We start from the raw sequence: 14,185 nt of genomic DNA on the forward strand, positions 1-14,185 counted from the left end.
AATGCTTTCGATTTTTAACGGAGTCCGCGATATTACCATGCTGTCGGTCACGGTGCGTCTTTGTCTCGCCGTGCTGTGCGGCGGCATGATCGGTCTGGAGCGCGCGTTCAAGCGCCGTCCCGCCGGTTTCCGCACGCATATCCTCATCTGCCTCGGCGCATCGCTCACCACGATGACCAGTCAGTATCTGTATCTGAATATGCACTATTTCACCGATATGGCTCGTCTCGGCGCGCAGGTCGTTGCCGGTATCGGCTTCATCGGCGCCGGTACGATCATCGTGACGCGCCGTCAGCGCGTCAAGGGACTGACCACGGCGGCCGGTCTCTGGACGAGCGCGATCGTCGGTCTGGCGATCGGCGGCGGCTTCTATGAGGGCGGCATCGCGGTAAGCGTGCTCGTGCTCCTGGCCGAGCTGGTGTTCTCGCGCCTCGAGTACCGCATTCTGGATAACGTGCCCGAGATCAACCTGTACATGGAGTATTCGGATAAGGACTGCCTGGAGAACGTGCTCCAGCTCCTGCGCCAGAACCGCCTGAGCATCTCGAACATGGAGATCACGCGCTCGGCAGGCAGCGAGGAGCACAACGCCTGCGCCATCTTCGCGCTGCACCTGAAAAAGGGCTGCCGCACGGAAGACCTCATCCAGAAGATCCAGCGCATTGAAGGCGTAGTGTCGGTAGAGGAAATTTAACAGGAACCAGGAGAAAAGTCAAAGAGCGCGGACACAGGTCCGCGCTCTTTTCATCTGTATTATGATGTAATTTGCCGATAACGCTGCTGCTGCGAAAAACATCACTCGCGCGGCAGAACACATACTGCCGGAAAAACTTTGTTTTTCGGCAATATCAAACGGCCTGTCTCCGAAGAAACAGACCGTTCGAGAAAAAGAGAATGAGAGAGGTTGTCTTAGTGAACGCCTTCCTCGGTCGCGACGCGGCAGAGTACATCCGCGTGGTTGGAAATGATGGCGTCAACGCCGCGATGGATCATATCGCGCATGTTTTCCTCGTCGTTTACCGTCCAGGTGTTGACCTTCATGCCGCGGCTGTGGTACAGATCGACCAGTTCCGGCTGATACTGGAGCAGCATATAGCGCGGGTGCATGTTGTCCGCGTTGGAGCGCTCGATGTACTTGTCGATGTCGAGATACGGCTTGTCGTAGAGCAGGCCGGTCTTGATGTCCGGGCAGAGCTCCTTGAACTTCTGCATGGAAATATGGTTGAAGGAGGAGACGAATACGCGGTCCTGCATCTTGTGCGCGGAGATGGCGTCAATGACGCGCTGCTCCAGACCCTCGTAGAATACCTCGTAGTTCTTCAGCTCCATATTGAGCAGCATATTGGTCTCGTCGCAGAAATCGAGCAGCTGATCAAACGTCCAGATGTGCTGTCCTGCGAATTCGGGGGACTTCCAGGAGCCGATGTCCAGCTGGAGCATCTCCTCGTAGGTGTGGTCCTTAATGAAGCCGGTGCCGTTCGAGGTGCGCTCTACCGTTGCATCATGGAAAATAATGAGCTTGCCGTCCTTCGTGATATGAACGTCGCTCTCAAAGCCGTCTGCACTGGTCTCCTCGACCGCCTTGTGGAATGCAAGCGGGCTGTTCTCCGGGTATTTGCCCGAGAAACCGCGGTGCGCGAGCAGCATGACCTTTTTCATATTTCGTTCGCCTCTTTCGTAAAAATAAAAAAGCACATACCGATACTGAGTCCCCGGTATGTGCTCGCTCAACAAATCTCATGCACATATACATTATATCATAAAGCCGGCGGAATGCAAACCCTTCTTTCGTGCATTCCGCATATTTTTTTGTTCGCCGCACACCGGGGGCGGTGCCGGTTTATGTAAAATCCGTGTAAAAAGCGTGAGCCTTGTGTGATACCACCGAAAATACGGGTCTGCTCTCCGCATTAGCTTACAGAAGCAAAAGAAAACAGCAAAGGAGTTTTGCCTTATGGGATACCAGAGTGTGTTTCGCCGCTACGAGAAAAAATACCTCGTAACGCAGGAGCAGTACGACCGGCTCGCGAAGGTGTTCGCCCCGCGCATGGAGCGCGACCGGTTTTCCGAGTCCACCATCAGCAACATCTATTATGATACGCCGGATTTCCGGCTCATCCGCCGCTCGCTCGACCGGCCGGTGTACAAGGAAAAGCTGCGGCTGCGCACCTACCGCACGCCGCACGCGGACACGGAGGCCTTCGTCGAGATCAAGAAGAAGTACGACCATGTGGTCTACAAGCGCCGCATCGGCATGAATTATCAACAGGCTGTGGATTATCTGGACGGCGCCCCGGCGCCCGAGGAGAGCCAGATCTCTCGGGAGATCGACTGGTTCTGCCGGTTCTACGAGGGACTTCAGCCGGCGATGTGCATCTTTTACGACCGGCTTGCGGTGTTCGACCGCGAACAGCCCGACCTGCGCGTCACGTTCGATTCGGGCATCCGCTGGCGCACGGACGACCTCGATCTTGCGCACGGCACGCGCGGCAGACTGCTGCTCGATCCGTCGATGTGCCTGATGGAGATCAAGATCCCCGGCGCGGCGCCGCTCTGGCTCGCCCGTGCGCTCTCGGACGCAGGCGTGTTCCCGAGCCGCTTTTCCAAATACGGCGCGGCATATCAGACCATGCAGCGCGAAGAAAAAACCATCCGCTTTAACGAAAAAGGAGAAATCTACTGTGCTTGAGACTTTATTTGGTTCGGTTCTGACCGCCGGCATCACGGCCGCCTCGTTCACCGTCTGCCTGATCGCGGCGCTGGCGCTCGGCGCGCTCGTCGCGGCGGTATATATGTATAAAAACACCTGTACGCAGTCCATGGCGGTGACGCTCGCGCTGCTGCCCGCGATGGTGCAGATCATCATCCTGCTCGTCAACGGCAACCTCGGCGCAGGCGTTGCGGTGTCCGGCGCGTTCGGCCTCGTCCGCTTCCGCTCCGCGCCCGGCTCTGCGCGCGACATCACCTGCATCTTTCTTGCCATGACGCTCGGGCTCGCGACCGGTATGGGCTACATCGGCATCGCGGTCATGACCGGCGTTGTGATGTGCCTGCTGCTGCTTGTCTATGCGGCGATGTCCTTCGGCCGCAGGCCGGAGGAGGAGAAGGAGCTTAAGATCACCATCCCGGAAAATCTGGACTACACCGGTCTGTTTGACGATCTGTTCGCGCAGTATACGCGCGCATCCGAGCTGGTCTCGGTCCGCACGACCGGCATGGGCAGCCTGTATAACCTGCATTATCATGTAACGCTCGTCTCGTCCGAGGTCGAAAAGCAGTTCCTCGACGCCATCCGCTGCCGCAACGGCAATCTGGACATCGTTTGCGGCAAGGTGCCGCAGGCGAAGGAAGCGCTCTGAGCCTGTCGGAAAAACTTCGTTTTTCCCGACAAACTGTGTTCTGACGAACGCAGAACACGAGTCGTCCGAAAGTTCCCATGCGGAAACTTTCTCCCTCCAGAAGTATCCAAACCGAGGTACACGCCCCCGGTTTGGATGGCTTTGCGAAGCAAAGCCTGTTAAATGCGCGCTGACGCGCGAGTTCTGAATGCGCTTGATGAGCGACTTCATCGACAAATTGTTCCACATTTATGCTATTTCGAATTTAAGAAAGGTTCTGACTGATATGAAAAAGAAATTACTCGCAGCGCTGCTGGCTTCGGCGCTCGCGGCGGGCATGCTGCCGACCTCGGCGTGTGCGGTATCATCTGCCTATACCTCCTCGAACGCGACTCTCATCAGCTTCACCGACTCCGCCGTGACGGCGGACGGCAAATACAGCGGCTATGAGATCGAGGGTACGGACGTCTCCATCACGGCGGCGGGCACCTATGTGTTCTCCGGCGACTGCGACGACGGCTCGATCACGGTCAAAAAGGGCGTCACAGGCGTTACGCTCGTGCTGAACGGCCTGACGCTGACGAATGCGGACAGCGCGGCCATCACGCTGAACAAGACCGCCGAGGCGGCGCTCATTGCGGCGGCAGGCAGCGAGAACACGGTAGCCGATACTGCGGGCGCGAACGACGAGAATGCGGCGGTCAAGGTCAAGAGCGGCGCGTCGCTCTCGCTCAGCGGCACCGGTACGCTGACCGCCTGCGGCAACGTGAAAAACGGCATCAAGGGCGCGTCCGACGCAGTTATTACGGTGGATGAGATGACGCTAAATATCGAGGCGGCGGACGACGGCCTGTCCTGCGATGACGAGCTGACCATCAAGGGCGGCCGGGTGAACATCACAGCAGGCGGCGACGCCGTCAAGGCTTCTCCGGATACGGACGATACCGAGAATCCGGATACGACTTCGCTCGGCAGCGTCACGATCTCGGGCGGCACGATCACCCTCGAGGCAGCGGAGGACGGCGTTCAGGCGGACGGCGACCTGACGATCTCGGGCGGCACATTTGCCGTGACCGCGAACGGCGGACATACGACCACGATTTCGGACGAGGATGCGTCCTGCAAGGGCCTCAAGGCCGGAAAGACGCTGACCGTTTCGGGCGGCACGTTCACGGTGGACAGCGCAGACGATGCGCTGCACGCGAACGATGTGACCGTTTCGGGCGGTACGCTGACGCTCGCCTCGGGCGACGACGCGGTGCACGCGGACAATGACCTCGTGGTCGGCGTGCAGGGCTCGTCCTCGACCTCGAACCCGAAGATCAGCATCACCGCAAGCTGTGAGGGACTCGAGGGCACGACCGTCAGCGTTTACAGCGGCGACATCGACGTTGTGGTGTCGGACGACGGCGTGAATGCCGCGAACAGCGAGCTTGGTGAGCACAGCGACAAATTCGCCATCAATATCGCAGGCGGCGACCTTTATATTGATGCAGGCTCGGACGGTCTGGACTCGAACAACGACATCAGCATCACCGGCGGCCGGGTCGAGGTTTACGGTGCGGACGCCATGATGGATGCAGCCATCGACTATGACGGCACGTTCACGCTCTCGGGCGGCACGCTGTTCGGCGCGGGCATGGAGCCGGGCGCGGGCACGCAGGCGTATATCGCGGTCGGTGAGACCTCGCCGAGCGGCGGCAAGGGAGGCCACGGCGGCATGGGCGGCGGAGCGAACGGCGGTCAGGACATGACACCGCCGAATGATGCCGGCGGTACGGCCGGCACGGCGAACGGCAATCCGCGGACGCCTCCGGCGAATGCGGACGGCAGCACCACGCCGCCGAGCGGTGATCAGAACGGTCAGCAGAGCGGCGCCCGTCCGGAAAAGACGTCGGGTGGCAACGGTCAGCAGGGCGGCAAGCCGACGAATCGCGAGAGCGCCCTCGGCATCGAGAAGGGCAGTGTCATCACCGTGCAGGACGCGGACGGCAGGACGCTTTACACCGCGACCGCGCTCGGCAGCATGAGCAGCGTTATCTTCTCCTCGTCCGACATCAAGGAGGGCGAGACCTATACGGTGCTCGTGGACGGCGCCTCGGTCGGCACCGCGACCGCAAAGCTCGGCACGAGCAGCAGTTCCTCCGGCTCGCTGGGTCCGGATCAGAACGGCGGTCAGCCGGGCAGTGATCGGCAGAACGGTCAGCAGGGCGGCGTCTCCGGCTTTCAGGATGTCGGTCAGAATGACTGGTTCGCCAGCGCTGTCCGCTATGTGACCGGAAAGAGCCTGATGAACGGCGAAAGCACCACGGCTTTCGCCCCGAATGAGAACATGAGCCGTGCGATGCTCGCGACCGTGCTGTACCGCATGAGCGGCGAGACCGCCGAAGCAGACAGCAGCTTCCGCGACGTTTCCTCCTCGTCCTACTATGCCGCGGCGGTAAACTGGGCGTCGAGCGAGGGCATCGTAAACGGTACGGGTGCGGATGTGTTCTCTCCGAACGCGAGCATCACCCGCGAGCAGCTCGCCGCCATGCTCTACCGTTATGCCGGTGAGCCGAGCGTGAGCGCCGACCTGTCCGCCTACACGGATACCGTCGACATCTCGCCCTACGCATCGAAGGCAGTCGAGTGGTGCGTGGCGAAGGGCATTCTGAGCGGCGAGAGCGCGACGCGCCTTGCGCCGCAGGACACCGCAACGCGCGCGGAGTGCGCCGCCATGCTCCAGCGGTTTGCCGCGCTGTAAATTCCCGAAAACGCAACATATTAAACACAGATTCAACACAGGCGGACGGTAGACTGATTGCAGAGAACAAAAGGAGGCGGCTTTTATGCAGTCGAGCAGTCAGGCAGTCCGCGCGAAGGAGGATGAACCGTTCCTCGAGCGCTTTATCGAGGCGCACGAGGGCTTCATCCTGCGCACGGCGTCCCGGCACGCCGGTCACACGGTGACAAGGAGCGATGATGAATACTCGGTCGCGCTGATGGCTTTCTACGAGGCCGTCAAGGGCTACGACCCGGCAGGCGGCCCGTTCGGCGCATATGCGTCGCTCGTCATCGGCCGCAGGCTGGCGGACTACTACCGCGCATCGCACCGGTTCGATGCGGAGGTCAGCCTTGCGCCGCAGACCTTCGACGGAACGATAGAGGAGGACGCGGCGGACGCAGGCGTGCAGCTCGCGGTCGTAGAGAAGCTCGGAGAGATGCGCACGGTCTGCGCCGCTGAGGAGATCGAGAGCGCGGACGAGCAGTTCGCAAAGTACGGCTTTTCGTTTTACGATCTGGCGTCCTGCTCGCCGAAATCGGATAAAACGCGCCGCAGCTGCGGCATGGCGGCGGCGGCTCTCAGCCGCAGCAGCGTACTCGTCGCCTCGCTCCGGCGCACACACGAGCTGCCGGTCCGTGCGCTCGCGAAGGAGAGCGGCGTATCCGCACGCCTCATCGAGCGCCACAGAAACTATATCGTTGCCGCGGCGCTGCTGCTGGACGGAGACTATCCGGTGCTCAGCAGCTATCTCGGCAGCATCAGAAGGTATCTGCACGAGGCAGAAGGGCAGAATGGAAGGGAGGCGGCGGTATGCGCGCAGTCGTGACCGAGATCAGAGAAACGAGCGCAGCGGTGCTGTGCGAGGACGGGCAGATCCGGCTGATCCCGGCGCAGAATTTTCACAAAGGGCAGGAGATCACGCTCAGCGCGGGCAGGCGCCGCATCCGCCGTCCGCTCATGTGGGCCGCGTGCGTCGCGGTGCTGTGCGCGATGGCGACGACGAGCGTTTACGCGGTGTGCGAGCCGTATTCGAGCGTGACCGTGGACGGGGAGGAGAGCGTGGAATACACGCTCAACCGCTTTGACTGGGTGATCGGCACGCGCGTTTCCGGCGAAAAGCCGCCGAAGGGCGAGTCCGTGCCGCCCTTCACGCACGCGAGGGACGCCGTCCGGCAGGCGGTCGAGCGGGAGTACGCGAACGGACAGGAAAACGTCAGCATCACGGTCTCCTCGCACGACAGCGGCAGGGCAGAGGGGCTGCGCGAGATGCTCGAGAAGCCCGGAGACGGGCACGGAGACGATGGGGCGGAGCGCCCGGCGCTGCGCATCCGGACCGCACCGCCCGCGAGCGAAAAGACGGGAGATATGTGACGCACAGTGAACAATCAGCAACGTGCGGCGTGCCCGAAGGCCTTGGGCGGTTTGCCTATAAAAACCATGTGCAATTCGGCTAATGCGCGGAAAATTTTCGCGCGGACACGGGTCTGCTTGCCAAACGGCGGTGAGGAGTGGTAAAATGATTGCAGAAACAAAAAGCAAGAGAAAACCTCCTGATGAGAGAGAAAACCCGTGCTGAAAAGGAGAAAACTGCAATGAAGGATATCAAAGTCGGTATTGTAGGTCTGGGCCGTCTAGGCTCGGTACACGCACAGAACCTCGCGTTCAAGATTCCGGGCTGCAAGCTGGTCGCTGCCTGCTCGCTCGAGCAGAAGGAGCTGGACTGGGCGAAGGACTACCTCAAGGTAGAGTACACCACCACCGATTACAAGAAGATGGTCGATGAGGCAGACATCGAGGCTGTCGTTATCGTTTCCTCGTCGCCCGAGCACTGCTGGATGATCGAGTACGCGCTCGACGCCGGCAAGCATGTGTTCACCGACAAGCCGCTGGGCTGCTCTCTCGAGGAGTGCAAGCGCGCCGAGGCCGCTGTTGAGCGTCATCCGGACAAGCTGTTCTTCCTCGGCTTCATGCGCCGCTACGACCCGTCCTACGCAGATGCGAAGGCACAGATCGACGCAGGCCACATCGGCAAGCCGTATCTCGTCAAGGCGACCGGTCTGGATCCGGAGGCTCTGGTTGAGAGCTGCATCAAGTTCTCCAAGACCTCGGGCGGCATCTTCATCGACGCTGCGTCCCACGACATCGACCTGATGCGCTGGTTCCTCGGCGGCGAGGTCACTGAGGTTTATGCCGCAGGCACCACCTTCAAGCATCCGGAGTTCGCCGAAAACGGCGACACCGAGACCGGCATGGCGATGCTGAAGTTCGACAACGGCACGGTCGCATTCCTGCACGTCGGCCGTACTGCGCCGCACGGCTACCACACCGAGACCGAGATCGTCGGCACCGAAGCGCACATCCGTGTTGCCGGTGTGCCCTGGAAGGACCGCGTCATGGTATACGACCAGTACGGCGCACGCCAGGAGATCGTCGAGAACTTCCCGCAGCGCTTTGCGGAGGCATATCTGCTCGAGATGGTCGACTTCATCGACTGCATCCAGAAGGGCCGCAAGCCGGAGCTGACCGTTTACGACGGCACCAAGGCTACGCTCGTTACCTATGCGATCACCGACTCGTTCCATACGGGCAAGCCGGTACAGGTGAAATACTAACGCATTTCAGTATAAGGGGGACGCTGTCCCCCTTATATACGTTTCCGGTTCCCAGGGAAACCGGAAACGATAACCCCCTCTCGTCCGCACGGCAGACGAGGCCGCGCCGCCGCGGCGCGGGCAGCGGAGTAAAAGTCCGGCAGAGCTGGACTTTTACGGGGATTTTTTATGCGGCGCTCTGCGGAGCGCCTGTCCTGCCTGTTTTGCCTTCGGCAAAATGCGGCAGGAGATTAGCAGTGAGAAGGGCGGTGCGCCAGAAAGGGCACCGCCCTTTTTCTGCATTTTTCAAAAAAGTTATCGTTCAGGATGAAGCTTTTACATTTTATTCACAAACGACACTTGACATTAGGGCGCAGTGGTGATAAATTATGTTTAGCACTCAGAGAGATGGAGTGCTAAAAGAAAAACAGATACGAAAGGAGTCCGCATCGGTGGAGCTGTCAGCAAGAAAAAAGCAGATACTAAAGGCCATCATCGGAGACTACATCCGAACGGCAGAACCGGTCGGCTCCAAGGCGCTCACCGAAGGGCACGAGCTGCCGTTTTCGTCCGCCACCATCCGCAACGAGATGAGTGAGCTCGAGGAGATGGGATATCTCGAAAAGCCGCACACCTCGGCCGGACGCATCCCCTCGCCGCAGGGCTACCGCCTGTACGTCGACGAGCTGATGGAAAAGCCGGGCGAGACAGCAGACGACGACGGTGCGGCTCTTCAGCAGACCGTACTCGCAAAGGTGCGTGAGCTCGACCATCTGGTGCAGGAGGCAGGCAAGCTGCTCACCTCGCTGACCAATTACGCATCGGTCGCGATCACCCCCGCGCTCGCGCAGATCTCGATCCGCCAGTTCGAGATCATCGCGGTGGACAAAATGAATTTTGTCATTGTCGTTGTGACCGACTCGGGCACCGTCAAGAACAAAATGGTCCGGACGGTCTCGGAGGTCACCAAGGACGAGGCGGAGCTTCTGACCTATGTGCTCAACCAGACCCTCACCGGTCTGCCGCTCTCGAACATCACGGCCGAACGCTTCGACATCGTGCGCCGGGCCGCAGGCCTGACCGCGCTGCTCGCGCCGGTGGCCGAATACATCGCCGAGCTGATCGCGGAGCTGAGCGACCAGAAGGTCTACCTTGACGGCACAAGCAAGCTGCTGCGCTTTCCGGAATACCGCGATACGAAAAAGGCGCAGACGCTGCTCGATTATATGGAGGACGACAGCAGGCATCTGCTGCCGGCGACCAGAAAGATCGACGGCATCCAGTTTTTCATCGGTCCGGAAAACGGTGAAAATCCGCTGAGTGAGACCTCAGCGATTTACGCAAAATATGACATCGGCAAGATCGGACAGGGTGCGATCGGCATCGTAGGCCCGACGCGCATGGACTATGCAAAGCTGTCCGCCCAGCTCAGCCGCTTCGCGAAGGGGCTGAACAGGCTGATCGCCGAAACGTTTTTAGACGATAAAGACGCAAAACACTGACGGAGGCATCCAGAAATGAGTAAGAAGAAGCAGCCGGAACAGGCTGAGACCGAACAGACCGAGGCAAAGCAGGCTTCGGAGGAAAAGACCGAACAGCCGGCGGAGGCAAAGACGCCTGCGGCCGACTGGGAGGCGAAGTACAACGACCTCAACGACCGCTATCTCCGCATGGCGGCAGAATATGACAACTTCCGCAAGCGCAGCCAGCGTGAGCGCGAGCAGGCGTACACCGACGCGGTAAGCCGCGCAGTCACCGCTCTTCTGCCGACGTATGACAACCTTGAGCGCGCGCTTAAGGCAGAGACCGCGGACACTGAGTATAAAAAGGGCGTCGAGATGACCATGACGCAGCTCGTTGAGAGCCTCAAGGGCATCAATGTCGCCATCATCGACGCGGCGGCAGGAACCGCCTTCGACCCGAATTTCCATAACGCAGTGATGCACGTGGAGGACGAGTCGCTCGGCGAAAACGTCATCGCGGAAACCTTCCAGCAGGGCTTCCAGATCGGCGACAAGGTCATCCGCCACGCGATGGTGAAAGTAGCCAACTAATTGTTAACAAAGCAAACTAAATCCTAACTTTTAAGGAGTGTATTTATCATGGGTAAGATCATTGGTATTGACCTCGGTACGACGAACTCTTGTGTAGCGGTTATGGAGGGCGGCGAGTCCGTCGTTATCCCTAACGCAGAAGGCGCACGTACCACCCCGTCTGTTGTAGCATTTTCCAAGGACGGCGAGCGCATGGTCGGTCAGGTCGCAAAGCGCCAGGCTGTTACCAACGCAGACCGCACCATTATTTCCATCAAGCGCCACATGGGCACCGACTACCGCGTAAACATCGACGGCAAGCCGTATTCTCCGCAGGAGATCTCCGCGATGATCCTTCAGAAGCTGAAGGCTGATGCGGAGGCGTATCTCGGCCAGCCGGTAACGCAGGCTGTCATCACTGTTCCGGCTTACTTCTCCGACTCGCAGCGTCAGGCGACCAAGGACGCCGGCAAGATCGCAGGTCTGGAAGTTCTGCGTATCATCAACGAGCCGACCGCTGCTGCGCTGGCTTACGGCGTAGACAAGGAAGCCGAGCAGAAGATCATGGTTTACGACCTCGGCGGCGGCACGTTCGATGTCTCCATCCTCGACATCGGCGAGGGCGTTCTCGAGGTTCTGTCCACCGCAGGCGATACCCACCTCGGCGGCGATGACTTCGACCAGCGCATCATCGACTGGATGGTTTCCGAGTTCAAGAAGTCCAACGGCATCGACCTGTCCGGCGACCGCATGGCTATGCAGCGCCTGAAGGAAGCTGCTGAGAAGGCAAAGATCGAGCTGTCCGGCATGAGCCAGACCTCCATCAACCAGCCGTATATCACCGCAGACGCTACCGGCCCGAAGCACCTCGAGCTGACGCTGACCCGCGCTAAGTTCAACGAGCTGACCGCAGACCTCGTTGAGCGCACCATGGGCCCGGTTCGTCAGGCAATGAGCGATGCAGGCCTGTCCGCTTCCGACCTGTCCAAGGTTCTGCTTGTCGGCGGCTCCTCCCGTATCCCGGCTGTTCAGGAAGCAGTCAAGGGCATCACCGGCAAGGACGGCTTCAAGGGCATCAACCCGGACGAGTGCGTTGCGATCGGCGCATCCATTCAGGGCGGCGTTCTCGGCGGCGAGGTCAAGGACGTTCTGCTGCTCGACGTAACCCCGCTGTCCCTCGGCATCGAGACCCTCGGCGGCGTATGCACCAAGCTGATCGACCGCAACACCACCATCCCGACCAAGAAGAGCCAGGTATTCTCCACCGCGGCCGACAACCAGCCGTCTGTTGAGATCCATGTCCTTCAGGGCGAGCGTGAGATGGCAGCAGGCAACAAGACCCTCGGCCGCTTCACCCTCGACGGCATCGCTCCGGCTCCGCGCGGCATCCCGCAGATCGAGGTTACCTTCGACATCGACGCGAACGGCATCGTAAACGTATCCGCAAAGGACCTCGGCACCGGCAAGGAGCAGAAGATCACCATCACCGCTTCCACCAACCTCAGCCAGGATGAGATCGACAAGGCAATGCACGAGGCTGAGCAGTATGCGGAGCAGGATAAGAAGAACAAGGAAGCTGTCGAAGTGCGCAACAGCGCAGAGCAGCTCGTGTTCCAGTCCGAGAAGGCACTGACCGACCTCGGCGACAAGCTGTCCGCAGACGAGAAGGCAGGCGTTCAGGCTGAGATCGAAAAGGTCAAGGAAGCACTCAAGGGCACCGATTCCGACATGATCAAGGCAGCAACCGAAGGCCTGTCCAAGAAGTTCTCCGATCTGGCCGGCAAGATCTATCAGCAGCAGGCGCCGCAGGGCGACCCGAACATGGGCGGCCAGCCGGGCGCAGGCGCACAGAGCGGCCCGCAGGGCGACTTCGTAGACGCTGACTTCACCGAAGTCAAGGACGACGACAAGAAATAATTCATAGAATGAGGCATCAGCAGCGCGGGGAACGCTCCCTGCTGCTGAAAGCCGATGGGAGAGGCGCGCTTCGGTGCGCCTGTCCGCGTGTACAGGTGATATTTTTATGGCAGACAAAAGAGACTATTACGAGGTGCTCGGCGTGCAGAAGGGCGCGGGCGAGGACGAGCTGAAAAAGGCGTACCGCAAGCTCGCGCGCAAGTACCACCCCGACCTCAACAAGGATAATCCCGAGGCGGCCGACAAGTTCAAGGAGGTCAACGAGGCGTATGAGGTGCTGTCCGACAAGGACAAGCGCGCAAAGTATGACCAGTTCGGCTTTGCAGGCGTCGACCCGAGCTACGGCGGCGGTGCAGGCGCAGGCGGCTTCGGCGGCGGCTTCGACATGGGCGACCTCGGCGACCTGTTCGGCTCGTTCTTCGGCGGCGGCTTCGGCGGCGGCCGTTCGCAGCGCCGCAACGCACCGCAGCGCGGCGAGTCCATCCGCCAGACCGTTGTCCTGTCCTTCGAGGAGGCGGCCTTCGGCTGCGAAAAGGAGATCACGGTCGAGCGCATCGAGACCTGTGGCGACTGCGGCGGCACCGGCGCAGCCAAGGGCACGACGGCGGAGACCTGCCCGAACTGCCGCGGCACCGGCGTCGTGACCCAGACCCAGCGCACGCCGCTCGGCATGTTCCAGACGCAGGGCGCCTGCCCGAACTGCCGCGGCACCGGCAAGATCATCAAGAAGCCGTGTCCGAAGTGCGGCGGTCAGGGCCGCGTGCGCAAGACGCGCAAGTTCAAGGTCAATATCCCGGCCGGCATCGACGACGGCCAGTCCATTCAGCAGCGCGGTCAGGGCAATGCCGGCGCAAACGGCGGCCCGGCAGGCGATCTGTATGTAACGGTCGCGATCCGTCCGCATCCGATCTTCACCCGTGACGGCTCGGATGTCTATGTTGAAATCCCGATCTCGTTCGCGCAGGCGGCGCTCGGCGATACGCTTCAGGTGCCGACCATCGACGGCCGTGTCGAGTACAAGGTCCCGGAGGGAACCCAGACCGGCACGATGTTCCGCATGCGCGGCAAGGGCATCCAGAACGTCAACGGCCGCGGCCGCGGCGATCAGTATGTCCGCGTCAATATCGAAGTCCCGAAGAACCTCACCGACAAGCAGAAAAAGCTGCTGCGTGAGTTCGAGGAGACCTCGACCGACGAAAACCAGATCAAGCGCAAGAGCTTCTGGGATAAGGTCAAGGACGCCCTGAAGGATAAATAAAGAACAAAGCAAAAGAGAGTGCAGACGAAAAAGTCCGCACTCTCTTTTTGCGTTTTTATCCTGCCGTGTTTCATAGCATATGTTCTATCCGCAGCGCCGCACCTGCCCCACGCCCGCCCGCAGCAGGACGCAAACGCCCTGCACCGACTGGCCGCGCACTGTCATGCGCGGCGCTTTACGCAAGCGAACCTCAGGGCATTACAGCCACCCATGAGCGAAACGACGCCCGGAACCGAGCCCCCGTACCCCCGTTTCGCCGCACATCTCCGATGTGTCGGCGC

At 60.4% G+C, this 14,185-nt stretch carries 12 protein-coding genes; 11 read left to right on the top strand and 1 reads right to left on the bottom strand.

Annotated features, from left to right (window positions below):
• Position 1: 1 nt before the first annotated feature.
• The gene (locus tag H8S02_RS04130) at positions 2–694 is read left to right on the top strand and encodes an MgtC/SapB family protein (protein ID WP_186969428.1); all 693 of its coding nucleotides are present in this window, start codon (positions 2–4) and stop codon (positions 692–694) included.
• A gap of 215 nt (positions 695–909) precedes the next feature.
• Here H8S02_RS04130 and H8S02_RS04135 read toward each other — a convergent pair whose 3' ends face one another.
• Positions 910–1,659: a glycerophosphodiester phosphodiesterase gene (locus H8S02_RS04135; RefSeq protein WP_186969429.1), complete on the bottom strand. Its 750-nt coding sequence runs from the start codon at positions 1,657–1,659 to the stop codon at positions 910–912.
• Positions 1,660–1,954: 295 nt separating this feature from the next.
• Here H8S02_RS04135 and H8S02_RS04140 point away from each other — a divergent pair, with 295 nt between their 5' ends.
• The 10 genes from H8S02_RS04140 to dnaJ all read left to right on the top strand — a co-directional run bounded on the left by H8S02_RS04140 (position 1,955) and on the right by dnaJ (position 13,904).
• Positions 1,955–2,689 (top strand): polyphosphate polymerase domain-containing protein, encoded by a 735-nt coding sequence (locus H8S02_RS04140; RefSeq protein WP_186969430.1) that lies wholly within the window; start codon positions 1,955–1,957, stop codon positions 2,687–2,689.
• The gene (locus H8S02_RS04145; protein ID WP_186969431.1) at positions 2,682–3,359 is read left to right on the top strand and encodes a DUF4956 domain-containing protein; all 678 of its coding nucleotides are present in this window, start codon (positions 2,682–2,684) and stop codon (positions 3,357–3,359) included. The genes H8S02_RS04140 and H8S02_RS04145 overlap by 8 nt, the downstream gene beginning before the upstream one ends.
• 265 nt (positions 3,360–3,624) lie before the next feature.
• Positions 3,625–6,084: a carbohydrate-binding domain-containing protein gene (locus H8S02_RS04150; RefSeq protein WP_186969432.1), complete on the top strand. Its 2,460-nt coding sequence runs from the start codon at positions 3,625–3,627 to the stop codon at positions 6,082–6,084.
• A gap of 85 nt (positions 6,085–6,169) precedes the next feature.
• Positions 6,170–6,931 carry a sigma factor gene (locus tag H8S02_RS04155; RefSeq protein WP_186969433.1) on the top strand — a complete coding sequence of 254 codons (762 nt, stop codon included), beginning with the start codon at positions 6,170–6,172 and terminating at the stop codon, positions 6,929–6,931.
• Positions 6,916–7,476 carry a hypothetical protein gene (locus H8S02_RS04160; protein WP_186969434.1) on the top strand — a complete coding sequence of 187 codons (561 nt, stop codon included), beginning with the start codon at positions 6,916–6,918 and terminating at the stop codon, positions 7,474–7,476. The genes H8S02_RS04155 and H8S02_RS04160 overlap by 16 nt, the downstream gene beginning before the upstream one ends.
• A 221-nt stretch (positions 7,477–7,697) precedes the next feature.
• Positions 7,698–8,717, top strand: a complete 1,020-nt coding sequence (locus H8S02_RS04165; protein WP_186969435.1) for a Gfo/Idh/MocA family protein — start codon at positions 7,698–7,700, stop codon at positions 8,715–8,717.
• Between the two features lie 431 nt (positions 8,718–9,148).
• A complete protein-coding gene (gene hrcA, locus H8S02_RS04170) occupies positions 9,149–10,198 on the top strand; it encodes a heat-inducible transcriptional repressor HrcA (protein ID WP_186969436.1) in 1,050 nt (349 codons plus the stop codon).
• A 15-nt stretch (positions 10,199–10,213) separates the two neighbouring features.
• Complete coding sequence (gene grpE / locus H8S02_RS04175) at positions 10,214–10,750, top strand: nucleotide exchange factor GrpE (RefSeq protein WP_186969437.1); 537 nt, start codon at positions 10,214–10,216, stop codon at positions 10,748–10,750.
• A gap of 48 nt (positions 10,751–10,798) precedes the next feature.
• On the top strand, positions 10,799–12,646 hold the full coding sequence (dnaK, locus tag H8S02_RS04180) for a molecular chaperone DnaK (protein ID WP_186969438.1): 1,848 nt from the start codon (positions 10,799–10,801) through the stop codon (positions 12,644–12,646).
• Between the two features lie 106 nt (positions 12,647–12,752).
• Complete coding sequence (gene dnaJ / locus H8S02_RS04185) at positions 12,753–13,904, top strand: molecular chaperone DnaJ (RefSeq protein WP_186969439.1); 1,152 nt, start codon at positions 12,753–12,755, stop codon at positions 13,902–13,904.
• Positions 13,905–14,185: the final 281 nt, after the last annotated feature.

The organism is Agathobaculum hominis (assembly GCF_014288055.1).
GTDB classification, from domain to species: Bacteria; Bacillota; Clostridia; order Oscillospirales; family Butyricicoccaceae; genus Agathobaculum; species Agathobaculum hominis.

Excerpts from the sequence above, each read along its gene's own strand:
- H8S02_RS04130 (WP_186969428.1), top strand. The coding sequence starts at position 2 with ATGCTTTCGATTTTTAACGGAGTCCGCGATATTACCATGCTGTCGGTC.
- H8S02_RS04135 (WP_186969429.1), bottom strand. The coding sequence starts at position 1,659 with ATGAAAAAGGTCATGCTGCTCGCGCACCGCGGTTTCTCGGGCAAATAC.
- H8S02_RS04140 (WP_186969430.1), top strand. The coding sequence starts at position 1,955 with ATGGGATACCAGAGTGTGTTTCGCCGCTACGAGAAAAAATACCTCGTA.
- H8S02_RS04150 (WP_186969432.1), top strand. The coding sequence starts at position 3,625 with ATGAAAAAGAAATTACTCGCAGCGCTGCTGGCTTCGGCGCTCGCGGCG.
- H8S02_RS04155 (WP_186969433.1), top strand. The coding sequence starts at position 6,170 with ATGCAGTCGAGCAGTCAGGCAGTCCGCGCGAAGGAGGATGAACCGTTC.
- H8S02_RS04160 (WP_186969434.1), top strand. The coding sequence starts at position 6,916 with ATGCGCGCAGTCGTGACCGAGATCAGAGAAACGAGCGCAGCGGTGCTG.
- H8S02_RS04165 (WP_186969435.1), top strand. The coding sequence starts at position 7,698 with ATGAAGGATATCAAAGTCGGTATTGTAGGTCTGGGCCGTCTAGGCTCG.
- grpE (WP_186969437.1), top strand. The coding sequence starts at position 10,214 with ATGAGTAAGAAGAAGCAGCCGGAACAGGCTGAGACCGAACAGACCGAG.
- dnaK (WP_186969438.1), top strand. The coding sequence starts at position 10,799 with ATGGGTAAGATCATTGGTATTGACCTCGGTACGACGAACTCTTGTGTA.
- dnaJ (WP_186969439.1), top strand. The coding sequence starts at position 12,753 with ATGGCAGACAAAAGAGACTATTACGAGGTGCTCGGCGTGCAGAAGGGC.